The 24,739-nt window shown below is 74.8% G+C and carries 20 protein-coding genes and 1 tRNA gene; 12 read left to right on the top strand and 9 right to left on the bottom strand.

Annotated elements, in window-relative coordinates; translation table 11 throughout:
* Positions 1–27: 27 nt before the first annotated feature.
* Positions 28–804 carry an alpha/beta fold hydrolase gene (locus ACGFXC_RS10830; RefSeq protein ID WP_393711594.1) on the top strand — a complete coding sequence of 259 codons (777 nt, stop codon included), beginning with the start codon at positions 28–30 and terminating at the stop codon, positions 802–804.
* A 58-nt stretch (positions 805–862) separates the two neighbouring features.
* Here the strand turns inward: ACGFXC_RS10830 and ACGFXC_RS10825 are convergent, their stop codons facing one another.
* Entirely contained in the window at positions 863–1,399 is a 537-nt protein-coding gene (locus ACGFXC_RS10825) for a hypothetical protein (protein WP_393711592.1), read from the bottom strand.
* Between the two features lie 317 nt (positions 1,400–1,716).
* On the opposite strand from ACGFXC_RS10825, the gene ACGFXC_RS10820 reads away from it, so the two are divergent.
* Positions 1,717–2,220, top strand: a complete 504-nt coding sequence (locus tag ACGFXC_RS10820; RefSeq protein WP_393711590.1) for a phospholipase — start codon at positions 1,717–1,719, stop codon at positions 2,218–2,220.
* A gap of 85 nt (positions 2,221–2,305) precedes the next feature.
* Here the strand turns inward: ACGFXC_RS10820 and nadE are convergent, their stop codons facing one another.
* Both nadE and ACGFXC_RS10810 read right to left on the bottom strand, forming a co-directional pair.
* Positions 2,306–3,190: an ammonia-dependent NAD(+) synthetase gene (gene nadE / locus ACGFXC_RS10815; RefSeq protein ID WP_393711588.1), complete on the bottom strand. Its 885-nt coding sequence runs from the start codon at positions 3,188–3,190 to the stop codon at positions 2,306–2,308.
* Positions 3,191–3,306: 116 nt separating this feature from the next.
* Positions 3,307–3,379: transfer RNA gene (locus ACGFXC_RS10810), tRNA-Arg, on the bottom strand.
* A gap of 333 nt (positions 3,380–3,712) precedes the next feature.
* On the opposite strand from ACGFXC_RS10810, the gene ACGFXC_RS10805 reads away from it, so the two are divergent.
* From ACGFXC_RS10805 to ACGFXC_RS10785, 5 genes are all read left to right on the top strand, one after another.
* Entirely contained in the window at positions 3,713–5,326 is a 1,614-nt protein-coding gene (locus ACGFXC_RS10805) for a dynamin family protein (RefSeq protein ID WP_393712196.1), read from the top strand.
* Positions 5,327–5,330: 4 nt separating this feature from the next.
* On the top strand, positions 5,331–7,349 hold the full coding sequence (locus tag ACGFXC_RS10800; RefSeq protein WP_393711586.1) for a GTPase: 2,019 nt from the start codon (positions 5,331–5,333) through the stop codon (positions 7,347–7,349).
* A gap of 98 nt (positions 7,350–7,447) precedes the next feature.
* A complete protein-coding gene (locus ACGFXC_RS10795) occupies positions 7,448–7,855 on the top strand; it encodes a single-stranded DNA-binding protein (protein ID WP_393711584.1) in 408 nt (135 codons plus the stop codon).
* A 425-nt stretch (positions 7,856–8,280) separates the two neighbouring features.
* Positions 8,281–9,462, top strand: a complete 1,182-nt coding sequence (locus tag ACGFXC_RS10790) for a TQXA domain-containing protein (RefSeq protein WP_393711582.1) — start codon at positions 8,281–8,283, stop codon at positions 9,460–9,462.
* A 33-nt stretch (positions 9,463–9,495) separates the two neighbouring features.
* On the top strand, positions 9,496–11,121 hold the full coding sequence (locus ACGFXC_RS10785; protein ID WP_393711580.1) for a bifunctional phosphatase PAP2/diacylglycerol kinase family protein: 1,626 nt from the start codon (positions 9,496–9,498) through the stop codon (positions 11,119–11,121).
* A 40-nt stretch (positions 11,122–11,161) separates the two neighbouring features.
* Here ACGFXC_RS10785 and ACGFXC_RS10780 read toward each other — a convergent pair whose 3' ends face one another.
* On the bottom strand, positions 11,162–11,767 hold the full coding sequence (locus ACGFXC_RS10780; RefSeq protein ID WP_393711579.1) for a hypothetical protein: 606 nt from the start codon (positions 11,765–11,767) through the stop codon (positions 11,162–11,164).
* Between the two features lie 249 nt (positions 11,768–12,016).
* On the opposite strand from ACGFXC_RS10780, the gene ettA reads away from it, so the two are divergent.
* The 5 genes from ettA to ACGFXC_RS10755 all read left to right on the top strand — a co-directional run bounded on the left by ettA (position 12,017) and on the right by ACGFXC_RS10755 (position 16,485).
* On the top strand, positions 12,017–13,681 hold the full coding sequence (gene ettA, locus ACGFXC_RS10775; protein WP_393711577.1) for an energy-dependent translational throttle protein EttA: 1,665 nt from the start codon (positions 12,017–12,019) through the stop codon (positions 13,679–13,681).
* 9 nt (positions 13,682–13,690) lie between these two features.
* Positions 13,691–14,146, top strand: a complete 456-nt coding sequence (locus ACGFXC_RS10770; protein WP_285536382.1) for a thioesterase family protein — start codon at positions 13,691–13,693, stop codon at positions 14,144–14,146.
* Positions 14,143–14,874 (top strand): hypothetical protein, encoded by a 732-nt coding sequence (locus ACGFXC_RS10765; RefSeq protein ID WP_393711575.1) that lies wholly within the window; start codon positions 14,143–14,145, stop codon positions 14,872–14,874. The genes ACGFXC_RS10770 and ACGFXC_RS10765 overlap by 4 nt, the downstream gene beginning before the upstream one ends.
* A gap of 119 nt (positions 14,875–14,993) precedes the next feature.
* Entirely contained in the window at positions 14,994–15,362 is a 369-nt protein-coding gene (locus tag ACGFXC_RS10760) for a globin (RefSeq protein ID WP_385323101.1), read from the top strand.
* A gap of 61 nt (positions 15,363–15,423) precedes the next feature.
* Complete coding sequence (locus ACGFXC_RS10755) at positions 15,424–16,485, top strand: methyltransferase domain-containing protein (RefSeq protein ID WP_393711573.1); 1,062 nt, start codon at positions 15,424–15,426, stop codon at positions 16,483–16,485.
* Here the strand turns inward: ACGFXC_RS10755 and ACGFXC_RS10750 are convergent.
* The 5 genes from ACGFXC_RS10750 to ACGFXC_RS10730 are packed head-to-tail and all read right to left on the bottom strand — an operon-like array spanning position 16,482 to position 24,697.
* Positions 16,482–17,609, bottom strand: coding sequence for an FHA domain-containing protein (locus ACGFXC_RS10750; RefSeq protein WP_393711571.1), 1,128 nt, complete (start codon positions 17,607–17,609; stop codon positions 16,482–16,484). The genes ACGFXC_RS10755 and ACGFXC_RS10750 overlap by 4 nt on opposite strands.
* A gap of 15 nt (positions 17,610–17,624) precedes the next feature.
* Positions 17,625–18,944: a VWA domain-containing protein gene (locus tag ACGFXC_RS10745; RefSeq protein ID WP_393711569.1), complete on the bottom strand. Its 1,320-nt coding sequence runs from the start codon at positions 18,942–18,944 to the stop codon at positions 17,625–17,627.
* A gap of 36 nt (positions 18,945–18,980) precedes the next feature.
* Complete coding sequence (locus ACGFXC_RS10740; protein ID WP_393711567.1) at positions 18,981–20,621, bottom strand: protein phosphatase 2C domain-containing protein; 1,641 nt, start codon at positions 20,619–20,621, stop codon at positions 18,981–18,983.
* A 3-nt stretch (positions 20,622–20,624) separates the two neighbouring features.
* The gene (locus ACGFXC_RS10735) at positions 20,625–23,366 is read right to left on the bottom strand and encodes a tetratricopeptide repeat protein (RefSeq protein ID WP_393712194.1); all 2,742 of its coding nucleotides are present in this window, start codon (positions 23,364–23,366) and stop codon (positions 20,625–20,627) included.
* A gap of 53 nt (positions 23,367–23,419) precedes the next feature.
* Positions 23,420–24,697 (bottom strand): hypothetical protein, encoded by a 1,278-nt coding sequence (locus ACGFXC_RS10730; protein WP_393712192.1) that lies wholly within the window; start codon positions 24,695–24,697, stop codon positions 23,420–23,422.
* Positions 24,698–24,739 lie beyond the last annotated feature (42 nt).

Below are 24,739 nucleotides of genomic sequence, written 5' to 3'. Positions count from 1 at the left end.
TCTTTCACGAGAGCGGGGGAACGCGTCGTGCGCAGCGCAGAAGTGACGCCCGAAGGCGACCGGATCCGATGGGCCGAGCTCCCCGGGGAGGACCAGGCCCGCGTCTACCTCCACGGACTCGGCTCCACCTCGCCCGCCTATTTCGCCGCCTCCGCCGCGCACCCGCTGCTCGCCGGGCGGCGCTCGCTGCTGGTGGACCTGCTGGGCCACGGGCACAGCGACCGCCCCGAAGCCTTCACCTACACCCTGGAGGCGCACGCCGACGCACTGGCGCTCGCGCTGACCGCGGCCGGGGTGCGGGGAGCCGAGGTGATCGCCCACAGCATGGGCGGGGCCGTGGCCATCGTGCTGGCCGCCCGGCACCCCGAGCTGGTCTCCCGGCTCGTCCTGGTCGACGCCAACCTCGACCCGGTCCCCGTCGTCCCCCGGTCCCCGGGCAGCGGCGGGATCGCCTCCTACACGGAGGAGGAGTTCCTGGCCGGCGGCTGGGCCGAGGTCCGCGACCGGGTCGGCGCGCACTGGTGGTCGACCATGCGGCTGGCCGGCCGCACCGCCCTGCACCGCACTGCCGTCCACCTCGCCGCGGGCACCACGCCCACCATGAGGGAACTCCTGCTGGACCTGAAGGTCCCGCGCAGCTTCCTGTACCCCGCGAGCGACGGCGCCCTCGCCGGCGCCGAGGCCCTGGAGGCCGCCGGGGTCGAGGTCGTGGCCATCGCGGACTGCGGGCACAACATCATGCTCGACAACCCGGACGCCTTCGCCCGCGCCACCGCCGCGGCCCTCACCCGCACCACCGCCTGACCCGCCCCCGAGCCGGTCACCGCCCCCGCCCGGCCCGGTCCGACGGACCGCCGACGGGTCAGCGGTGTGCGGCCGGGACGGCGAAGGCCGGTGCCGGGGCGGGCTTGCCGTCCCGTATTCGCGCCCCCGGCGAGGGCGTGCCGTCGGTCCACGCGTAGACCTTCTTGCCGCGCACCGCGACCTGGTACTGGTAGGGCCCCCGGCACTCGGGCCGTTCCCCGGCCTGGATGTCGCCGGGCCACCAACGGGCCTTCAGATGCGGCCCGCCGGCCTTCTTCGGGGCGCTGACGGCGCACTGCGGACCGTCGAGCGGGGTCTTGCCCAGGGTGAACCGGATCAGCCGGGCTTCGCCGGTGGTGCGCACCCGCACCCGTACGTCGGTGGCGTCCTTCGGTATCCAGCCCGGCAGCACGAACGCCATGTCGCCGCGCGTGGGCGCGTCCGCGGCGGTGGCGAAGTGCCTGCCCTTCTCCTTGAAGAACCGGTCGTTGAGGGTCTCCGTGACCGGGTTGGGCGGAAGGTTCGGCAGGGCGAGCGCCGCGGTGGCAAGGGCTCCCACGGTGGCGGCGGCGATGACGAGCGGACGGCGGTTCATACCCACAAGTGTTCGTGGCCGGGGCCGTTCGCGCGTCCCTCCGCAGTACGAATCGCGTCTCTGTCTGAAGTCGGATGCGCCGTCATACCTGAGAGCGGTGCGGAGGGCCGGCGTAGGTCCGGGGACCTCCCCCGTCCGCGGTCGCGCAGCCGTGTATAGGAGCCGTGGGGGGCGGGGATAGGGCCCGCCGTGAGAGTGAACCCACCCGCCGGACCGCACAGTTGGCCGGACGGCAGGACGACTCGCTCCACACCGCTCCACACCGGCTCCACCACCCGCTCGCCGGACCCGCCCCCGTCCCCACCCGGAGGAATGCCATGCGTCTTCGTCTCGCTCCCCTGCTCGCCGCCGGGGCGGCCGCGGGTCTGCTCGCCGTCGCCACCCCCGCGTCGGCGGCCCCGGCGGACAAGCCGCAGGTGCTCAGCGGCTGGACGCAGACCAGCGCGGCCAGCTACAACTCCTGGGTCTCGGCGCGCGGGAACCAGTCCGCCTGGTCCTCGTACGGCTTCGACTGGTCCACCGACTACTGCTCGTCCTCGCCGGACAACCCCTTCGGCTTCCCGTTCCAGACGGCCTGCGCGCGCCACGACTTCGGCTACCGCAACTACAAGGCGGCGGGCGCCTTCCCCGCCAACAAGTCCCGCCTGGACGACGCCCTGTACGCGGACCTCAAGCGGGTGTGCTCGCAGTACTCGGGCGTCAAGAAGGGCTCCTGCGACAGCACGGCCTGGACCTACTACCAGGCGGTCAAGGCCTTCGGCGTCTCCCCGCAGGACGCCCCGGCGCAGGACGCCCCGGTGCAGGACGCCCCGGCGGCCTGACCCACCCTGATCCCCGTCCCGCCCGCACCCCCGTCGGGCGGGACGGCTGTACCTCCCCGCCCCGCCGCCGTCCGGTGGTCCGGTCTCAGCCGCGCCACCAGCCGTCCAGCGGGGTGACCGGGACGGTCCGCTTGTGCCGGGTCGCGAGGTAGACCGACTCCACCTTCGCCGCCACCTCGGGGGTGACGTCGCAGCCCTCCAGGTAGTCGTCGATCTCGGCGTACGTCAGGCCCAGCGCCACCTCGTCGGGCAGCGCCGGCCGGTCGTCCTCCAGGTCGGCGGTCGGCACCTTCTCCCACACGCTGGGCGGCGCACCCAATTCCTGCAGCAGTGCGGCACCTTGGCGCTTGCTCAGCCCGGTCAGCGGGGTGACGTCGGCACCGCCGTCGCCGTACTTGGTGAAGAAGCCGGTCAGCGCCTCGGCCGCGTGGTCGGTGCCCACGACGATCAGGCCGAGCTGCCCGGCGATCGCGTACTGGATCACCATCCGCTCGCGGGCCTTGACGTTGCCGCGCACGAAGTCCCGCAGCCCGCTGTCCGTGGCGGCGCCCGGGGCGGTGGCGGTTCCGTCGCCGTGGTCCTCGCCGAGCAGCTCCCGCAGGCCGGCCGCCGTCTCGGCGGAGACCGCGTCCGCGCTCGGCTTGACGTTCACCGCGACCGACCGGTCGGGGCCGATGAACTCCAGCGCGATCTGGGCGTCGTGCTCGTCGGCCTGTACGCCGTAGGGCAGCCGCACCGCGACGAAGACGGCCCCGTGCCCCTCGGTGCGCAGTTCCTCGGCGGCGATCTGGCAGAGCCGGCCCGCCAGGCTGCTGTCCTGGCCGCCGCTGATCCCGAGCACGTAGCCCTTGGCGGGGGTGGACTTCAGGTAGTCCTTGAGGAAGTCGATCCGTCGCCGGATCTCGACCTTGGGCACGATGGTCGGCCGGGCGCCGAGTTCGCCGAGGATCTGCTCGCGTAGGTTCGCCATCCGCGTACTGTACCGGCGCCGCGATGACGGCCCGGTGGCGGGCCGACGCGGCCCAGGCCCCGCGCCCCGGGCCTGCGGCCCCTCCCGGAGGAGGGGCCGGACCGGCCTGGCGCGAGCGCCCCCGGCAGGACTCGAACCTGCGGCCAAGCGCTTAGAAGGCGCCTGCTCTATCCACTGAGCTACGGGGGCCGGAAGGTGACCGTGTTGGCCTGGAGCCCCTTGGTGGGGGTGGGACTGCGGTCCGTGCCGGGTCAAGGATAGGGCTCCGGTCGCCTTGTCCCGGTTGCTTCACTCGCGTGCCACGATGTGGAGGTTCGGTGAAGCGGTCCCGATAATCGCAGGCAGGTGCGATTCGCGCATCGCTTTTGCGCCGCGTCGGCCTGGGTGTTGTGCACTCGTTATGCCTGCGTCCCCACTCGTCCTCGGTGTCCAGGATGTCCTGGTGGAGTAGCGCTCGGCGCGCAGAGGGCGTATAAGCTTCAAAAATGGTCCCAAATTGGGCATTCTTCGCATGTGGTGACCTTGGATGTACGGCCTCAGCTGCTCGATGCCCTGTCCGCCCTGCGCGACCGGGTCGCGTCCGTGCGTCTGCCGCTGCCCCTGCCCGGCGCCCCGCGCGCCCGGCAGACCAGAGCCGAGCTGCTCGCACAGCTCGACGACTACCTCGTACCCCGGCTGAAGGCGCCCGAGGCGCCGATGCTCGCCGTCGTCGGCGGGTCCACCGGGGCCGGTAAGTCCACCCTCGTCAACTCCCTGGTCGGACGCCAGGTGAGTGAGGCCGGGGTCCTGCGGCCGACGACGCGCACCCCCGTGCTCGTCTGCCATCCGGACGACCACCACTGGTTCGCCGGGATGCGCATCCTCCCCGACCTCATGCGCCTGTGGTCTCCCGAGGGCGACGACGAACTCCTCCCCCCGCCCAAGAAGGGCCTCCCGCGCGGACCGAACCAGCGCACCGCGACCCGCGAACTGCGGGTCGAGACCGTCTCCACCCTCCCGCGCGGGCTCGCCGTGCTCGACGCCCCCGACATCGACTCCCTCGTGGTCGAGAACCGGACGCTCGCCGCGCAGCTCATCTGCGCCGCCGACGTCTGGGTCATGGTCACCACCGCCTCGCGCTACGCCGACGCCGTCCCCTGGCACCTGCTGCGCACCGCCAAGCAGTACAAGGCCACCCTGGTCACCGTCCTCGACCGGGTGCCGCACCAGGTGCTCGCCGAGGTCTCGCGCCAGTACGGGGCCCTGCTCACGCGGGCCGGGCTGGGCGACGTACCGCGCTTCACCGTGCCCGAGCTGCCCGAGTCGGCCGGCGGGGGCGGGCTGCTCCCGGCCAGCGCCGTCGCGCCGCTGCTCGCCTGGCTCACCCACCACGTCCAGGACCCGGCCGCCCGGCAGTACGCCGTCGGGCGGACCGCGCTGGGCGCACTCGACTCCCTCGGCCGGCGCATGCCCGAACTCGCCTCCGCCGTGGCCGCCCAGCACGCGGCCGCCGTACGGCTGACCTCGGCCGTCGAGGACGCGTACAGGCAGGAGGGCAAGCGGGTCCGCAACCGCCTCGACCGGGGCGCCGTGCTCGCCGGGGACGCGCTCACCCGGTGGCGCGGCTACCCCCTCGACACCAGCGCCGACGAACTCCTCGACTCCCTCGCGGAATCCCTCGCCGCCCTGCTCCAGTGCGCCGTGGCCGCCGCCGACGAACGGATCGCCGCCGCCTGGCGGCGCGAGCCGGCCGCCGGAGCGGTGGCCCTGCCCGCGCCCGACCGGGAGGCGGCGGAACGTATCGGCATGGCCGTCCGGCGGTGGCGGCGCGTGCTGGAGGAACTCGCCGAGGAAGAGGTCGCCCGGCTCGACAAGCAGCCCGCACCCGACCCCGACGGCATCGCCGCCCTCCTCGTCGCCGCCCTGCTGGGCGGGAAGCGGGCCCGCCCCGCCGGGGAGAAGCTCGCCGAACGGATCGGCGTACAGGCCGCCGTACGCCTGCGCGACCGGGGCGGGGAGCTGGTCGCCGAACACCTCGACCAGGTGCTGCGCGCCGAACGGGACCGCAGGCTCGCCCCGCTGGAAGCACTCGAAGTGACCCCGGAACCGCAGGCCGAGCTGATCGCCGCGCTGTCCCTACTGCAGAAGGAGAGGTGACGCGGTGACCGCCCTGACCGACCGCGACCGCACCGACGACCGCTGGGACGACGGCTTCATCGCGCGTTCGCGCCACCGGGTCTCCCGCAAGGCCGCCCGCGCCTCCGGCGCCGCCTCCGCCTCCGCCACCGGGACCGGCACCGGGACCGGCGTGGGCGACGGCCGCGACGCCTCCGGCGCGGCCGGAACCGGCGCCGGCCTGGATGCCGGCCTGGCCGCCCACCTGGGTCTGGACCTGGACCAAGACCTGGACCGGGAGCTGGACGAGGAGCTCGACGAGGAACGGCGCGCCGGTGACGAGGCCCTCGTCCGGGCCGTCTCCGGCGCCGGCAGCGACGGCGGCAAGGTCCCCGCGCCACCACTGAGCCCCGAGGCGCGGGCCCTGCGGATGCGCCTCGACGCCCTGCGCCAGCTCGTCGGACTGTCCCGCACCCGCCTCGACGGCAAGACCCTCGCCGAAGCCGGCCGGGTGCTGGACGAGGCGGCGGCGCGCCGGGGACTCTCCACCCAGCACACGGTCGTCGCCATCGCCGGAGCCACCGGAAGCGGCAAGTCCACGCTCTTCAATTCACTCGCCGGAGTGCAGATCTCCGAGACCGGGCTGCGCCGCCCGACCACCGCCGCGCCGATCGCGTGCAGCTGGTCGGACGGGGCGGCCGGACTGCTGGACAGGCTGGAGATCCCCGGCCGGCTGCGCCGCAGGCCCCGCGAGAGCTCCGAGGCCGAGGCCCTGCGCGGGATGGTCCTCGTCGACCTGCCCGACCTGGACTCGGCGCTCGGCGTGCACCGCGACCACGTGGACCGGGTGCTGGCACTCGTCGACGCCGTGGTGTGGGTGGTGGACCCGGAGAAGTACGCGGACGCCGTGCTGCACGAGCGCTACCTGCGGCCGCTGGCCGGACACGCCGAGGTGACGTTCGTGGTGCTCAACCAGGTGGACCGGCTGCCCGGGGAGGCCGCCGACCTCGTCCTGGACGACCTGCGACGGCTCCTCGACGACGACGGCATCGCGCTCGGCGAACACGGGGAACCGGGCGCCACCGTGCTCGGACTGTCCGCCCTGACGGGTGAGGGCGTCGGGGAACTGCGCGAGCTCCTCGGACAGTTCACTCAGGAGAAGGGCGCCGCGACCCGGCGGATCTCCGCCGATGTCGACCGGGCCGCCGGACGCCTGAGACACCTGTACGTGGCCGACGGACACGCCGGACCCGAGATCGGCGAGGCCGCCCGCGCCGAGTTCGAGGACCGGCTCGCCGAGGCGGTGGGGGCGTACGCGGCCGGGCTCGCCGCCGAACGGGCCTGGCGGCGCAACGCCGGCCGGGCCTGCGGCACGCCCTGGCTGCGGCTGTGGCGCTGGTACGAGAACCGGCGCGCCCCGCGCACCCTGGCGGGCCTGGCCGCCCTCGCCGCGATCGGCCGCACCCCGGCGTCCTCGCCCGCGGCTCCGGTCGAGGAGGAGGTGACCGCCCGCCAGCGGGTGGAGCAGGCCGTGCGGACCGTCGCCGACGAGGCGGTCATCGGGCTGCCCGACCCCTGGGCGCAGGCCGTACGGGAGACCGCGGTGCGGGGCGCCGAACGTCTCCCGGAGGCCCTGGACGAGCTGGCGGTGACGCTCGGCGCCGCGGTCGCGGTCCCCACCGCCAAGCCCCCGCGTCCCACCTGGTGGCCGGCCGCCGTGCTGGCGCAGGCGGCGATGACGCTGGTGCAGATCTTCGGCGGGCTCTGGTTGGTCGGTCAGATCGTCGGGGTCCTGGAGCCGAAGCTGATGCCGCCGGTGCTGTTCATGGTGGCGGGCATCATCGGCGGGCCGCTCGTGGAGTGGGCCTGCTCGATCGCGGCCCGGGGTCCGGCGCGGCGCTACGGGCAGGACGCCGAACGCAAACTGCGCCAGGCCGCGGCCGGATGCGGACGGGCCCGGGTGCTGGAGCCGGTGGCGGCGGAGCTGCTGCGCTACCGCGAGGTGCGCGAGCAGTACGCGGCGGTCGCCGCAGGGGGGACGAAGTTGTCCACAACCCGCCAGTAATCCACAGGCCGGAGCGGGAACGGCGCTCCCGCGCCAGCATGTTCGTACGCCGTGCGGAGGGTCCGGACGGGTGCGGGACATGGGGGAGGGCGGCCGGGATGAACGACACCCTGGTGACGCTGGTGGGGTACGTGGCGACGCAGATCGACTTCAAGGAGACGCAGACCGGGCCGTCCGCGCGGTTCCGCTTCGCGGTGACCCCGCGGTACTTCGACCGGCGCACCGACACCTGGACGGACGCCGCCACCAGCTTCTACACGGTCTGGGCGCGGCGGGTGCTGGCGGTCAACCTGGCCGGTTCCGTCGCGGTCGGGGAACCGCTCGTGGTGCACGGAAGGCTACGGGTCCGGGAGGACCCGCCCGACGGCGACGGCGTCCGGTGGTTCTCCGCGGACATCGACGCGGTGGCCATCGGACACGACCTCAATCGCGGAACGGCTGCCTTCCGGCGGGTGGTCAAGACGGACACCCCGCTGATGGGGCCTCAGAACGCGGCGGTGGTCTGAGTGTTCGAGGCGGATAGGATTCCCCGGTACTCACGGGCACCTGGGTCTATGGCCCGAAGGGGAAGACTGTGTCGATTGCTGTTCCCGCGTCCTCCGCGTCGTCTGCGTCCGCTGCGTCCTCTGCGTTCCGCGCATCCGCCACGCCCTGCGACGACTCCGCCACGCCACGCGTCGGATCCGCCGCCCCGGTGGCCGCGACCGTTCCTCCCGCCGGGGCCGGCGCCCCGGCCACGGGCAGACCGGCCCGGGCGTCCGCCGCGCCACCGGCTCCCGAAGCGTCCCGGGCCGCGGTTCCGCTTCCCGCCGCTCCCGCTTGCGTTCCCCCGTCCGCTCCCGCTGCCGGCGGCGCTGTGCCGGGCGGTGTCGTGGGCGGTGTCCCGAGCGGCGGGGGTGCGCCGCGCGGCTCCGTCCGGCGTGCCGCTGCCGTGGCCCTGCTCACCGCCGCCGCCCTCGCCAGTGGGCCGGGGGCGAGGGCCTCGGCGGATTCCGCCGACCCGGACGCGGGCCGGGCGGCCGGGGGCGCGAGCGCCGTGCTGGACGGTCTGAAGACGTACGGACAGGCGGTCCTGCACACCCTGGACGGCTCCGTCCGGCAGATCCCGGCGGGGCTCTACGAGATGCGCGTCGACGGCGGCGGCATGCTCCAGACCTACGGAGTGGGCGTCGCGGGCTACGCGCAGCCGCAGGCCCGGTACAGCGAGAGCGGCTGGAACGGCAGTCTGCTGGCCGGGAACGCCGAGGCGGGCCGGATCCGCTGGGTGCTGGAGCACTCCTACCCCCAGCGCAACGACCTGGCGGGGCTGGCGAAGCAGGCCGGAGCCGGGGCGCTGACCGCCGAGAGCGCCGCCGCCGGGACGCAGGTGGCCATCTGGCGACTGGCCGACGGTGCGCAGGTGGAGGCGGCCGACCCGGAGGCGGAGCGGCTGGCCGACTACCTCCAGCGGGAGGCGGGCCGGCTGCCGGAGCCGCCGGCCTCGCTGGACCTGGACCCCGGGCGGGTGTCCGGAACGGTCACGGGTCCGGCCGGAACCCGGCTGGGGCCGGTGACCGTGCGGACGGGGGCGCAGAGCGTGACGGTGACCCCGGACGCGGCGGCCCTGGCCATGGGGGTGCGGGTGGTGGATGCCGAGGGGCGGGCGGTCGGCTCCGCGGCCAACGGGACGCCGCTCTACTTCGAGGTCCCGGCCGGCACCCCGGACGGGACGGCCTCGGTCATCGTTCAGGGCTCCACGAAGGTGCCCGTCGGGCGGGTCTTCACCAGCGGGATCCCGGCCGAGGCGCAGATCGTGGCCGGCTCCAGCGACGCCGCGGCGACCGCCACCGCCACGGCGGTCTGGCCGCGGCCGGCGGCGCAGGCCGCGACGGGAACGGTGGGCACGCTGGCCGGGTCGGCCGAACTGCCGGCCGCGGACACGTCGGCTTCGCAGTCGCCGGACTCCCCGGACGAGGAGCGGCTGGCCACCAGCGGCAGCTCGGCGGCCACACCGGTGATCGCCTCGCTGGCGGTGGGTCTGGTCGTGCTGGGCGGCATGGTCGTTCTGCTGCTGCGCAAGCGGCCGTTGGAGGGAGAGGAGGACGCGGTGGGGTCCGAGGGAGCCGAAGGCTGATTCCGCGGGCCGCTGCCGGGGTAGGCGCGGGGGATGGGTGATCAAGAACTGACCTGGCGGGGTGCGGTCGCGCGGTGGGACCGGCGGCTGTTCGACGAGGTGGCCCGGCGGCACTGGCCGGGAGCGGACCGGGTGCTGCCGCGGCTCGGGCGGGCGGCGAACCACGGAGTGCTGTGGGGCGGGACCGCGCTGGCGATCGCCGCCCTCGGCTCGGCCCGGGGGCGCAAGGGCGCGCTGAGCGGGGCTGCCTCGCTCGCGCTGGCCTCCGCGACCATCAACACGGTCGGGAAGTGGTCCGTGCGCAGGCCCCGCCCGCTGCTGGACGGGGTGCCGCTGGCGCGGCGGCCCGCCGTGGCGCCGTGGACGACCTCGTTCCCCTCCGGGCACTCCGCCTCGGCCTTCGCCTTCGCCGCGGGGCTGGCGTCGGAGGCGCCCGGCTGGGGCGCGCTGGTGGCGCCGGTCGCGGCGTCGGTGGCGTTCTCCCGGATCTACACCGGTGTCCACTACCCCTCGGACGTGGCGGTGGGCGCCGCGTGGGGGGTGGCGGCGGGGGTCGTCGTCCACCGGACCGTACGGGCAGTGCAGCGGGCCCGGGTGGTCCCGGGCGACGAACGCCGGGCGAGCGGGGTGCCCGCGCTGCCGGACGGGGCCGGGCTGACGGTGGTGGTGAACTCCGGGTCGGGGACCGCCGCCGTGGCGGGGCTCGACGTCCTGCGCAAGCGGCTGCCGGAAGCGGAGCTCGTGGAGTGCTCCGGGAGCGAGCTGGAGGCCGAGCTGGCCGCTGCCGCCGCCCGCGCCACGGTGCTGGGGGTGTGCGGGGGCGACGGTACCGTCAACGCCGCCGCCACCGCCGCGCTGCGGGCCGGGGTGCCCCTCGCGGTGTTCCCGGGGGGCACGCTGAACCACTTCGCGCTGGACCTCGGGCTCGCCGGGGCGGAGGACACCTGCCGGGCGGTCGCCTCGGGCGAGGCGGTCCGGGTCTCGGTGGGCCGCTTCACCCCGGCCCCGACCAGCCACCCGGGCCGGGCGGCGCCCCCGGCCGCGGACCCGGACGGCGTTCCGGGCGCGGACCCGGACTCCGGTGCGGACTCCGGCCGGGGTGCCGGGACGGGTTCCGGTTCCGGCTCCGCGGCGGGCTCCGCTTCCGGCTCCGGGACGGTGGACGAGGCCGGGTACTTCCTGAACAACTTCAGCATCGGGGCCTATCCCGAGCTGCTGCGGCACCGGCTGAAGTGGGCGCCCCGGATCGGCGGCGGCCCGGCCGCGGTGCTGGCGGCCTGGCGGGTGCTGCGGGCCGAGCGGCCGGTACGGCTGACCCTGGCCGGGCGGTCGCGCGACGTGTGGCTCCTCTTCGCCGGGAACGGCACCTACCAGGGCACCGGGCCCACCCCCCGCCGCCGCGACCACCTCGGCGAGGGCCTGCTCGACCTGCGGCTCGTCCACGGCGGCGGCCGCCCCGGCTCCCGCCTGCTCGCCGCCGCCTTCACCGGACCGCTGACCCGCTCCCCGGTGCACGTGGCCACCAAGATGCGCAGCCTGCGGATCGCGGACATCCCGGAGGGCACGCCGCTCGCCTACGACGGCGAGTACGCGCACGCCCCCGCCGCGCTCGTGCTCGAAGGCCTCCCCGACGCCCTGACCGTCTACCGCCCGCGCTGACCCACCCCGGCGAGGACGCCCCGGGCGAGGACGTCCCGGGCTACGACTCCCCGGCCGGCCGCTCCCCGGAGCCGTCGGCCGGGGCTCCCGGCGGGTCCGCTCCCGGCTCGACCCCGAGGTCGGCCCGCATCACGGAGCGGGTGCGCTGCCAGGTGCCGCCCAGGTCCAGCAGCACCGCCTGGATCTCCTCGAACCCCCGCCCGGGCGCCGGCGTCCCCCGCTCCAGCCGCACCGTCCAGGAGTACGCCTTCGACAGCGCCGAGGTCAGCCCGTCCAGCTCCGTCATCACCGCGTCGGAGGCGATCATCTGGGCCTCCGCGAACGAGGAGTGCATGGCGTGCCGGGCCTCCTCCAGGGCCGCCCTGCCCTCCGGGGTGACGTCGTCCCGGTGCACGGCCCACAGGTGGTTCATCAGCTCGACCCGGTACCGGCGGTACCCGGCGTTGGCGCTCACGTAGCAATCGCGCCGCTTGTCCCGCTCGGCGACCTGCTGGTCCCGCTGCCACTGGGCCCGCGCCAGCCGCTCCTGCCGGTCGGACTGGCCCTCCTGCGCCCGGGCCGTGATCCGCTGCGACAGCACCGGCGCGAGCAGGGTGCCCGCCACCGCCACCACCGCGCTGGCCAGCGCCAGCAGTCCGTTCTCCACGCTCCGCGTCCCCCCGTATCCGATGTGCCCGATCCGCTTTGACGGCCCCCGGCACCCCCCGGCCGCCGTCGAGGATGACACCCCCGCCCCCGCCCCGAACAGGGGCTTTACCCGTCCGTCGGCCGTCCGGCGGCCGCCCCCCACCGCCCCGTGCCCCGGTCCGTGGGCGGGATCGCGTTTCCGCCCGGGGATGGACGTACGGCAAGATGGGGTGTATCTGCCCACCAACGATCTGCCGGACGGTTTCTCTTGGCTGAGTTCATCTACACCATGCGCAAGACGCGCAAGGCGCACGGCGACAAGGTGATTCTTGACGACGTCTTCCTGAACTTCCTGCCCGGCGCGAAGATCGGTGTGGTCGGCCCCAACGGCGCCGGCAAGTCCACCGTTCTGAAGATCATGGCGGGCATCGAGCACCCCTCCAACGGTGAGGCGTACCTGTCGCCGGGCTACTCCGTCGGCATCCTCATGCAGGAGCCCAAGCTCGACGAGTCCAAGACCGTCCTGGAGAACGTCGAGGACGGCGTCGGCGAGATCAAGGGCAAGCTCAACCGGTTCAACGCGATCGCCGAGGAAATGGCGACGAACTACACCGACGAGCTGATGGCCGAGATGGGCAAGCTCCAGGACGACCTGGACCACGCCAACGCGTGGGACCTGGACGCCCAGCTGGAGCAGGCCATGGACGCGCTGGGCTGCCCGCCCGGCGACTGGCCCGTCACCAACCTCTCCGGTGGTGAGAAGCGCCGCGTGGCCCTCTGCAAGCTGCTGCTGGAGGCCCCCGACCTGCTGCTCCTCGACGAGCCCACCAACCACCTCGACGCCGAGTCCGTGAACTGGCTGGAGCAGCACCTCGCCCAGTACAAGGGCGCCGTCGTGGCCGTCACCCACGACCGGTACTTCCTCGACAACGTCGCCGAGTGGATCCTCGAACTCGACCGCGGCCGCGCCCACCCCTACGAGGGCAACTACTCCACCTACCTGGAGAAGAAGGCCGAGCGCCTCAAGGTCGAGGGCAAGAAGGACGAGAAGCGCGCCAAGCGCCTCAAGGAAGAGCTGGAGTGGGTCCGCTCCAACGCCAAGGGCCGCCAGGCGAAGTCCAAGGCCCGTCTCGCTCGCTACGAGGAGATGGCGGCCGAGGCCGACAAGATGCGCAAGCTCGACTTCGAGGAGATCCAGATCCCGCCGGGCCCGCGTCTGGGCTCGATCGTGGTCGAGGTCAACAACCTCTCCAAGGCGTTCGGTGACAAGGTCCTCATCGACGACCTGTCCTTCACGCTGCCGCGCAACGGCATCGTCGGCATCATCGGCCCCAACGGCGCCGGCAAGACCACGCTGTTCAAGATGATCCAGGGCCTGGAGACGCCGGACTCCGGCGAGATCAAGGTCGGCGAGACCGTCAAGATCTCGTACGTGGACCAGGGCCGCGCCAACATCGACCCCAAGAAGAGCCTCTGGGCGGTCGTGTCGGACGAGCTGGACTACATCAACGTCGGCAACGTCGAGATGCCGTCCCGCGCGTACGTCAGCGCCTTCGGCTTCAAGGGTCCGGACCAGCAGAAGGCCGCCGGCGTGCTCTCCGGCGGTGAGCGCAACCGCCTGAACCTGGCGCTGACCCTCAAGCAGGGCGGCAACCTGCTGCTCCTCGACGAACCCACCAACGACCTCGACGTCGAAACCCTGGGCTCGCTCGAGAACGCGCTGCTGGAGTTCCCCGGTGCGGCCGTGGTCGTCTCCCACGACCGCTGGTTCCTGGACCGAGTCGCCACGCACATCCTGGCGTACGAGGGCGAATCCAAGTGGTTCTGGTTCGAGGGCAACTTCGAGTCGTACGAGAAGAACAAGGTCGAGCGGCTCGGCCCGGACGCCACGCGCCCGCACCGCGCCACCTACAAGAAGCTCACCCGAGGCTAGGCCGAGACCATGGCCAGACATCACTACCGGTGCCCCCTCCGCTGGGCGGACATGGATGCCTTCGGGCACGTCAACAACGTGGTCTTCCTCCGTTACCTGGAGGAGGCGCGCATCGACTTCATGTTCCGCCTGGCGCCGGGGGAGGGCAGCGACTCCTTCACGGGCGGTTCCGTCGTGGCCCGTCACGAGATCGACTACAAGCTGCCCCTCGTGCACCGGCACGAGCCGGTCCTGATCGAGTCCTGGGTGACCCGGATAGGCGCCGCGTCCCTGACCATCCGCTACGAGGTCAAGGACGAGGCCACCGCGGACGCTCCCGAGACGGTCTACGTCCGGGCCGAAACGGTGGTCGTGCCCTACAACCTCGCCGAGGGGCGGCCCCGCCGCATCACGGCCGAGGAGCGGCACTTCCTGGAGCAGTACCTCGACACGCCCGAAGCGGCCGAAGGGCGCCTCGCGGCATGAACGAGCAGTTGCACTTCGCCGACTCCGGGGAGGCGGCGGACCTCGCCGCCTTCCTGGGCCGGCTGGTGCACTACGACCGGGCCGCCGCCGTCCGCCTCCAGGCGCGGGCGGGCGGCGGGGCGCTGGCCGTCTTCGGGCGGCCGCCGTCCTTCGACGTCCTGGCCGTCCGCACGGCGCGGCTCGCGACCCCGCTCGCGTCCCCCCTGGACGTGACGGTCTCCGCCGGCGAGCTGCTGGAGGCCGTCGACGAGAGCGGGGCCGCCCTGCGCGTGCCCGGACCCGTCACCGGTCCGCCCTGGGCCGGAGTGCTGCCGCCGCGCGGCGGCTGGCGCCCCGTGGCGGGACTGCCGGCCCCCGAGGCGGTACGGGCGGCCCTGGCCGCGGCCGTCGCCGAGTTCCGGGCCCGGGACGAGGCGCTGCCCCCGCAGCACCGCACCCGCTCCGAGCGGGACCGCATCGGCCGCGAGATCTGGTCGCGCACGCTGGGCGACACCGAACTCCCGCTGCGGGCCGCGCACGCCGCGCAGTCCCTGGGCTTCCTGCGCCCGGTACGGTCCACCGTCCCGGCGGGCGCCACCGGGGCCCGGCCCGGCTCCGGAGCCCCCGCACCCGTGGCGCTGTTCGCCTCGGGCGGCTGGCTGCGGCTGAGCACCCCCTACGGATCCGTCGCCGCCCGGCGCCCCGGCGGCGCGGCCGGACTCGGCGCCCTCCAGGTGCGGCCGGTCTGATCCCCGCCCGTCCCCAGGCTCCCGGGCGGCGCAGGCCCGGTCCTAGGACCGGGGTCCTCCGTCCGGGCGTCTGAGACGATGGTCGGGTGAATGACGATCCCCAGAGCACGGTGCAGGAGATGACCTTCTACGAGCAGGTGGGCGGCGAGGAGACCTTCCGCCGTCTGGTCCACCGCTTCTACCAGGGGGTCGCCGGAGATCCGCTGCTGCGTCCGATGTACCCCGAAGAGGACCTCGGACCCGCCGAGGAGCGGTTCACGCTGTTCCTGATCCAGTACTGGGGCGGCCCGACGACGTACAGCGACAACCGCGGCCACCCGCGGCTGCGGATGCGGCACGCCCCGTTCCAGGTGGACGCCGCGGCCCACGACGCCTGGCTCGCGCACATGCGGGTCGCGCTGGACGAGCTGGGCCTGGCGCCGGAGCACGAGGCGCAGCTGTGGCGCTACCTGACGTACGCCGCCGCCTCCATGATCAACACGGCCTGACCGCCGGGTCCCCGGGGCGCGCGCGGTCGCACCCCGGGGCCGCCCGCAGCACAGTGGAGACATGGGCACGGGCGGCACGGGCGCTCACGCGTCACGCACTCCACGCGATCCCCGCACTCCAGGCACCGCACCCGACGGGACGGCGGCGCCACGGGACCTGCGGGAGACCGCGCACGCCGCGCAGGTCCGCGAGCTCACCGCCGCCGGGGCGCTGGAGGACCCGCACTGGCGGGCGGCCTTCGCGGCCGTTCCCCGGCACGTGTTCGTGCCCTTCTTCTGGACCGGGCGCGGAGCCGGGCACGAGCGCCTCTGGGGCGAGGATCCCGATCCCGTCCGGCGCGCCCGCTGGCTGCGCGGGGTCTACACCGACGCCCCGCTCGCCACCCGGCTGCGCGACGGCGAGCTGGTCTCCTCCAGCAGTCAGCCCTCCCTGATGGCGAAGATGCTGGAGTGCCTGGAGGTGCGCGACGGGGACAACGTGCTGGAGATCGGCGCGGGCACCGGCTACAACGCGGCGCTGCTGTGCCACCGCCTCGGCGAGGACCTCGTCACCACCGTGGACCTGGACGAGGAGATCACCGAGTCGGCACGGGCCCACCTGGCCCTGCTCGGCTACCGGCCGGCCGTGGTCACCGCGGACGGGGCGCGCGGCTGCCCCTCCCGCGCCCCCTTCGACCGGATCCTGGTGACCTGCACCCTGCCCCTGGTCCCGCACGCCTGGCTCGGCCAGTGCGCGCCGGGAGCCCGGATCCTGGCGCCCCTGTCGACGGGGCTGATCGCGCTCACCGTCCGGGACGCCGATTTCGCGGAGGGACGCTTCCTGCACACCTCCGCCTACTTCGTCCCGCTGCGCGGTGCCCGGGCCTCGGGGGTGCCCGCCGGGACGACGGGGCCGCTGTACGGAGTCCCGTACGAGCTGGTGGAGAACGAGCGCTTCCAGTTCCTGCTGATCCTGACGGCGGGCGTGCTGCACCCCCGCGAGGCGCTGGACCTGTGGCGGCGCGAGGACCGCCCGGCGCGCGAACGGTTCGGCGTCACCGTCACCGCCGAGGGGCAGTGGTCCTGGCTCGACGATCCCCAGGGGCCCTACGTGTGGCCCCTGGGGGAGGGGACGACGGCCTAGCCGAGGCGGACGGTGATGGTGGTCCAGGCTCCCACGTGGACCCGGTCGCCGTCGGAGAGCGGGACCGGGACGTACGGCTGGATCGGCTCCTCGCCGCCGTTGATGGTGGTGCCGTTGGTGGAGTTCTGGTCCACCACGGCCCAGCTGCCGTCGGGCTGCTGCACCAGGACCGCGTGCTGGTGCGAGACGCCCGGGTCCTCCGGGGGCACCGACAGGTCGACGTCCGGGGACTCGCCGGTCGAGGCGCGGCGGCGGCCGATGGTGATCTGGCCGCCGGAGAGCGGAAGGTGCTGCTCCGGGGAGTACGCGGGCAGGTTGAGCGCGGCCGCCTCGGGGCCGCTGCGCTGCATCATCGCCAGGAAGTACGAGCGGTCCGGGCCGATCGTCGCCGACCAGGAGGCGCTGCCGCTCTGGGGAGCCTGCGGAGTTTGGGGCGCCTGAGGTTCCTGCGGCGGGAAGGGCTGGTGTACCGGCTGCGGCTGCGGCTGCTGGTACTCGTGCTGGTACTCCTGCTGCGGCGGGGGCTGCTGCTGGTAGTGCGGCTGCTGGTACTCCGGCTGCTGGTATTCCTGCTGGTATTCCTGCCGCACGGGCTGCGGCGGCGCCGGCTGCGGCTCGCGGGAGGGCGGCGACAGCAGCCAGTCGTCCTCGCGCTGGAGCGGCTCGGCCGGACGGTTGACCCGCGACGGCCGTGATCCCTGGTACTCGAAGTGGTCCTGGGAGAACACGGGCTGCGGCGGGGCAGGCGGCGGGGGCGGCGGCACCGGGGGAGCGCCCGCTCCCGCACCCGGCCCCACGCCCGTACCCGTCCCCTGGCCGGAGTCCGGGCCCGGAGCCGGCGCGTAGGAGGAGGTCGCGCTGCGCGTCAGGAAGTTGTAACGGCACTCCTCGCAGAAGGGCGCCATCGCCTCGCGCGGGGTGCGGCACTGCGGGCACAGCTCGGCCTGGGCGGTCGGCTCACCGGCGGTGGGAGGGTAGCCGTAGCCGTAGGAGGGCGCCGCGGGGGCGCCCGTAGGGGCGGCGGCCATGCGGTGGCCACAGACCTCGCACCAGTCGTCGGAGGCGGACTGGTGCCCGTTCGGGCAGGTCGGCATCGCGGCGCTTCCCCCTTCTCCCTGCGTCATGGCGTCAGGTTGGTCTCAGGTCTTCTTCACTCGGACGGTCTGCGTGGAGCGTGTTTCAAGGGTCATCTCGTCGGCATCGGCGACCTTCGCTTTCAGCCGCACAGTACCCGCGACCGCATCCACGACGTCCACCACCTTCGCCAGAAGCCTGGCGGTGTCGGCGTTCCCGGAGACGCTCGCCAGCTGCACGGCACGGCCCAGTTTTGCCGTGGCGCCGTCGACATCACCCAGTTTGCGGGCTTCCAGGCCCTGTTGGATAGCCTGCGCGAGCTCCGCCTGTCCCGTGTAGTGCGCCACCTGCGGGCTGATGGCGGTCGAGGCGGCCAGATCGTCGGTCCACACGGCCCGCACCAGCCCCTGCGCGAGCGGCGGCTGCGGCTCGCCCGCGGGCCCGGGCAGGACGAGCGAGGCCCGCGCCGCCAGCATCTCCTGGCCGACGGAGGCGCCCGGGACCCGTACGCACACGTGGTACTCGCGGGACTCGTCGCCCCACGAGCCCGTCGGGTAGTCGCCCGCCCGGGGGCCCGCCCCGCTGCGCCGGTCCGTGAGGTCGTGGACGGCGGGGGAGACCTGCTTGACGTACCGGACCTCCGCCCCGACCGGGGTCCACAGCCGCAGCGCGACGTCCGCGACCTCCTTGCCCATGACGTTCTCCATCATGTGCGTGAAGTCCTCGGCGAGGTGGGCCGGATCGGCGACGATGTCCGCGGAACCGAGCAGCGCGCCCGCGATGCCGGTCACCTCCTTCACCTCCCAGTCGGTGCCCACCCCGCGGGCGTCGCAGGTGAAGCGGCCGGCGCAGGCGTCGAGGGTGGCGCGCAGCACGGCCGGGTCCTCGTGCTCGTTGCGGCCGTCGGTGAGCAGGATGCCGTGCCGGATCCCGGCGGACGAGCGGCGCAGCAGGCCGTCGGCGAGCCGCAGCCAGGTGCCGATGGCGGTGCCGCCGCCGGCGGTCAGGGCGCGCAGGGCCTCCTTGGCCTGGGCCCGGGTGGCCGGGTCGGCGGTGGCGAGGCGGCCCTGGCCCGGGTAGACCTCCTTCGCCACGTGCGTGCCGGCGACCACGGCGAAGGCGGTTCCGTCGCGCAGGGTGTCGATCGCGGCGGCGGTGGCCTCGCGGGCCCCGCGCATCTTGTCCGGCGGATACTGCATGGAGCCGGAACAGTCGACCATGATCACGACGGCCGCGTCCTGGACGGCGGAACGGGTGGCGGCCGCCCCGCCGGTGGAGGTGACCGTCACGATGGCGTGCACGTCCCGCCCGCCCTCGGGAAGGAACTCGTTCTGGTACACCTCCACGCTGAAGCGCGGGGCGCTCGGCTTGGCGAAGTTCGCCATCTGCTGGACTCCTCGGGGCTGGCTGGGGCGGGCGGGTCAGACCTCGGTACGCGGCTGGGGTTGCGGTTCCGGTTCTGCCCCCGAGCCCGGTTCCGCTTCCGTTTCCGCCCCCGCTTCCGGGCTGAAGGGGACGATGGCGACGGTGACGTTGTCGTGGCCGCCCCCGTCGAGGGCGTGCCCGACCAGCACCTGCGCACTGTGCAGCGGCCGGTCCGCGGCGTCCGCGGGCAGCACCCGGGCCATTTCCTGCGCCGACTCGGCGTAGTTCCACAGACCGTCGGTGCAGACGACGACCACCCCGGGGTGGTCCGGCCGGAAGCTGGCCGTGTGCGGATCGAGGTCGTAGGCGTCGGCGCCGAGCCAGCCGGTGATGGCGTGGGCCCGGACGTCGGCGTACGCCTCGGCCTCCCCCATCAGCCCCGCCGCGACCATCTGGGCCGCCCACGAATCGTCCTCGGTGAGCCGGCGGGACAGCGCGGCGCGGTCGTCGGGGACCCAGTAGGCACGGCTGTCGCCGACCCAGCCGATGGTCAGGACGCCGCCGCTGACGACGGCGCCCACCAGGGTGCAGGCCGGGGCGTTCTGCGCGCCCGGGGTCGGCGGCGCGAGGGCGTTGACGGCGTCCGCCGCCGCGAGGATCGCCCCATGCATGGCCTCCGCCGGATGGGCGCCGCGCGGCAGGGCTTCGAGCAGCGCCTCGTTGGCGGCGCCGGCGGCGGCCGCCGACGCCTCGTCGGGGCGGCTCGCGGAGGAGACGCCGTCGCAGACGATGGCCACGGTGGCGGCGGAACCGTCGGGCAGCGCGGTGGCCGCCACGGCGAAGGAGTCCTCGTTGCGGTGGTGACGCAGGCCGCGGTCACTGACGGCGGCGACGCTGCAGAGCTCCTCCTCCAGGTGGTCGCGCTCGCGGGGCTGCGCGTGCCCGCAGTGCTCGCAGTACCCGTCGGTGTCCACGTGCCCGGCGCGGCAGGCCACACAGGTCCTGCCGCCGTCGCCCTGCGCGGCGGAGCCGTACGGATCCTCGGGCGCGGCGGCGGCGTAGGGCTCCTCGTGCCCGGCCGGACCCTGCGGGGGGCCCGCGTACGGCTCTTCGGGCGGGCCCCAGGGGGCGCCGGCCCCGCCGGGGAGGTCGTGGCGGACGCCTTCGCGGCCGTACGGGACCTCGTGCCCGGCATCGGCGGCGCCGCGGGGAGCGGCGCCGCCCGGCAGACCGGGGGTGTCCCCGGGCAGGGTCGGCGCGTGGCCGGCAGTGCTCCCCCAGCCGGGCGCGGGCGCCGCGGAGCCGTACCCGCCCGCGGCACCGCCGGGTGCCGGGCCGCCGGGTGCCGCGCCGGCCGGGCCGGAGAACCCGGAGTGCGCCCCGGTGCCCCCGGCCGGGACCGCGTGCGCGGGCGCCGGGACCGGCGGCGGGGCGTCGGCCCGGGCGGCCGGTGCGGCGGGATCCGCGCCGCGCGCGGCGGGGTCGGCCGGGGCGAGGACGTACGACCCGGTGGTGTCCGGTTCTCCCGCCGCCCGGGTTCCGGGTCCGCCCGCGGCCGGGGTGACCGGCAGGGCCGGCGCGGGGTCCGGTCCGGGGGGAGGGGAGGACAGCGCGTATCCGCACACGCCGCAGAAACGGTCACCCTCTTCCAGGGGCTCCTTGCAGCTGGGGCAGCCCGACAGCCGATGCATCGACATCACTCACACCCACGTCCGGGGACGGAAACGGTTTGCCCGCTCCACCAGTTCGATCCTCTCCTCGCCCCGCTGCGCCAGCCGGGCGAGGACGCGGTACGAGCGCTCCAGGCCGAAGCGCAGCCCCCGCTCGTCCAGTTGACTGCCGAGCAGCGAGGTCCGGCCGGGGTCGGCACCCCGGCTGCCCGACAGTACCCAGTCCAGGGCCGAGGCCAGTACCTCCGCCGTCAGCCGTTCCTGCCGCTCCGGGTCCAGCCCGAACCGCCGCAGCGCCTCCACCTGGTCGGACGCCGCCCCGAGATCGGCCAGCAGGGCCTCCTGAGGGGAGCGGTCGCGCAGGCGTGCCCGTACGGCCGCCACCCGTGCGGCGGTGTAGTGGATCGAGGCCTCCGGCACGGACTCCAGGGTCCCCACCGCCGCGGCCCGGTCCCCGGAGGCCAGCTGGACCCGGGCCAGCCCGAAGGCCGCGCTGACGAACCCCGGGTCGGTGGCCCAGACGAGCCGGTAGTACTCGGCGGCGTTGTCCAGCTGGCCCAGCACCTCCGCGCACAGCCCGAGGGCCAGCTTCGGGGCGGGCTCGCCGGGGAAGGCGTCGTAGACGGCGTCGAAGGACAGGGCCGCTATCTCGTCGTCCCCGGTGGCCAGCGAGGCGATCCCGCGGGCCCACACCACCCGCCAGTCGTCCGGATGCCGGGCCTCCAGCTCGGCGAGGTCCCCGCCCGCGACGGCCAGTTCGCCCAGTTCGAGCCGGGCGCGCAGCTCCCGCAGCCGCAGTTCCGCGGAGTCGGCCGGGGCCGAGCCGAGCGCGCCCAGCAGGTCCGCCGGAGCGGAGGCGAGGAGTCCGGCGAGGAAGCCGGCGTTGGGGTCGGCCGGGTCCACGAGCGGCACCGGCAGGGACAGCGCCGTGTCGTGCGCGTCGAGCGGCGCCAGCCCGGGCGCCGCCGCCGGGGAAGCGGCCGGAACCGTGACCGGGAGCACGACCGGGAGCGGCTCCCTGGGGGCCGGGGCCGGGGCCGGGGCCGGGGGCTCGTGCCGGGGTCCGGGCAGCGCGGCGCCCGCGAGGTGCGTGGCGGTGCTGCCGAGCGGGGGCGCCCCCGCAGCCCCCGCAGCCGCCCCAGCCGCAGGGGCCCCCGCGGGCCCGCCCGCAGCCGCAGCGGATGGAGCCAGGGCCTCGGGCGCGGTCCCGGCCGCTGCCGGAGCCGCCCGCCGCCCCCACATCCGTCGGGGAACCTCGCGCACGCCCAGCCGGGACGACCCCGTCCCCGGCGCGTCCGCGTACAACCGGGTGTCCGGAACCCGCAGTTCCGGCCCGAACAGCGTCGACGGCTGCGGCCGGGGCCGGCCCGTCTGCAGCGCGACCACCTCCCGCAGCACACCCGTCAGCTGGTCCGCCATCTCCTGCGCGGAGGCGAACCGCCGGCCGGGGTCCGGGTCGGTGGCCCGCACGAGCAGCCGGTAGAAGGATTCGTAGCGGCCGAAGACCTCGATGTGCTCCGGATCGGGCAGGGAGTCCACGAACACGTTCGTGTAGCCCTGGAAGTCGAAGGTCAGCACGGCCAGCGTGCGCGCCACCGTGTACAGGTCCGAGGCCACCGAGGGCCCCACCTCCGCCACCTCCGGCGCCTGGTAGCCCACCGTGCCGTAGATCGCCGACTCGTCGTCGTCCATCCGCCGGACCGCGCCCATGTCGATCAGCTTCAGCTGGTCCTGCTGCTGGATCGCGTTGTCGACCTTGAAGTCGCAGTACAGGAGGTTGCGGCTGTGCAGGTGCCCGAGGGCCTCCAGCGCCTCGATCCCGTACGCGCACGCCTGCTCCACCGGCAGCGGATCGCGCCGCCCGTCCGGCCTGCGCCGCTCGTTGGCGATCTCCTTCAGCGATTTGCCGCCCACGTACTCCATGACGATGTAGCCGTCGAGGGAACCCGTCCGCTGGTCCAGGTGCTCCACGAAGTTGTAGATCCGCACGATGTTGGAGTGCTCGATCTCCGCCAGGAAGCGCCGTTCGGAGATCGCCGCCTCCATCGCGTCCTGGTCCCCGGTGTCCAGCAGGCCCTTGAGGACCACCCAGCGGCTGGACACCGCCTTGTCCACCGCCAGGTAGACCCAGCCGAGGCCGCCGTGCGCCAGGCAGCCCGCCACCTCGTACTGGCCGTGCACCACGTCACCGGCGCGCAGCTTGGGCACGAAGGAGTACGGGTGCCCGCACTTGGTGCAGAACCCTTCCGTCCGGCCCGGCCGCTCGCCCCGGGCGCGGCCCACCGGGGCCCCGCAGTCCGAGCGCGAGCAGAACCGCTTGCGCTCCGGCACCTCCGGATTGGCCAGCACCGCCGCCGACGGATCCGGACGCGGCACCTCCGGCATGGTGACCAGCCCGGCGCCCAGTCTGCCGCGGCCCGCCGAGGGCGCGGAGGAGCCCGAACTGCGCACCGACACCGAGCGGGTGGAGGCGCCGCCGCCCGACAGGGAGCGCGACAGCCGCCCCGACACCGAGCGGCGCGAGGAAGAGGAACGGGAGGACCGCGAGGACCGCGCCGAAGCCGAGGAGCGGCCAGAGCCGCGCGAGCCCGCCGAGCCCCGGGAATCCCCGTGCCGGGCCGCGCTCGTCATCCCCGTCGGCGGCGAGACCAGTTCCTCCGCGCCGGCCGGTTCCCCGCCGCCCGGATGCCCGCCGCCCGGTTCCCCGCCGGCCGTGGCCGCGCCGACCGGGGCGAGCCCGCAGGTGTCGCAGTAGAGCTCCCCGCCGCCCATGTCCTCGTACGTTCCCGGGCAGCCGGGACGCACGCACGGCGTTCCGTTCAGGCTCACGCGTCCTCCTCCCCCGGCCGTTGGGGCCGGTGCTGGTCCGGCAGGGGCTGCTGCCCCGGTACCAGTGTCTCCGCCGTCGCCCGCTGGTAGCGCACGACGGCCTGCTCGGCGGCCCGCAGGTCGCAGGGCGCGCTCCACAGCATCCGCCGCGCCGTGTCGTAGCGCTCGACCAGCAGCGGGTCCTCCGCCATGCCGTGCCGGGCCACCTTCGCCTTGTACGCGTCCAGCCGGCCGCGCAGTTCGGCCCGGACGGCCAGCGGTGCCGTCACCGCGGTCAACGATTCCCGGGCCCGCCGGAGTTCCTCCTCGGCCCGGTCCTCCAGCGCGTCCAGCAGCGGGGACAGCCGGTGCCACTGCGAGCGGCGCCGGTACTCGGCCGCCGCCGCCAGCTGCTCCTGGAGCGCCGTCGGCGGCCCGCTGACCGCGGGCACCTCCGAGGCGGCGATCTTGGCCAGCACCTCGATGCGCGCCGTCCGCGCCTCCGCCAGGGTCCGGTCCGCCCGCGAGAGCACGTCGCGCAGGGCGATCAGCCGCGCCTCGGCGTCCTGCCGGACCGTCAGCACCGCCTCCACCTCGCGCCGTACGTCGTCCAGCGCGCGGGCCGCCCGGTCGTAGCGGCCGGTGTCCGGACGGCCGCCGCCCGGGGCGGAACTCCCCGCCACCGCCACCCAGAAGTGCAGCGGGTCCGCGATCACCTCCGCCCGCAGCGCGGCCAGCTCGGCGGTGATCTCCTCCAGGTCGTCCCCGGAGGGGTGTTCGCCCGGCCGCACCCCCACCGAGTGCGCCAGCGCGCGCGTGCGGTGCAGTTCGGCGCCGAGCAGGTCGATGCGGGCGGGCAACGCCGACCAGACCGCGTCGGCCGCGACCACCACGTCCAGGGAGGCCGCGTACAGCTCGTTCATCCGCGTCACCAGCCCGGCCAGCGAGAACCGCTCCGCGAGTCCGGCCCCCTCCCTCCCGGCCCCCGCGATCACCACGCCGGGACCGCGCAGCCGCTCGGTCAGCTCGGTCAGCTCCTCCCGGGACGGCCAGCGGCGCCGCTCGCGGATCTCCCGGGCGGCGGCGAGCGCCCCGCTGTAGGCGTCGAAGTACGTCCACAGCCGGCCGATGGCCGCGTCGGCCCCGGCCCACCGCTCCTTGGTGACCCCGCTCAGCGCGGCACCTTCCAGCAGCCGCCGCCCGGAATGGTCCTGGAGCGCGAGCAGCGAGGTCTCCACCGCCTCGTGCTCGGAGCCCAGCCGGGCCAGCGCGCGGTCGACGTCGTCCCGGTCCATCACGGCCGGGCCCGCTCCCGGAAGGCTCGCGTACGGATTCGG

The sequence above is a fragment of the Streptomyces sp. NPDC048507 genome (assembly GCF_043199995.1).
Classification (GTDB): domain Bacteria; phylum Actinomycetota; class Actinomycetes; order Streptomycetales; family Streptomycetaceae; genus Streptomyces.
This window is presented reverse-complemented; position numbering and strand designations above follow the sequence as displayed.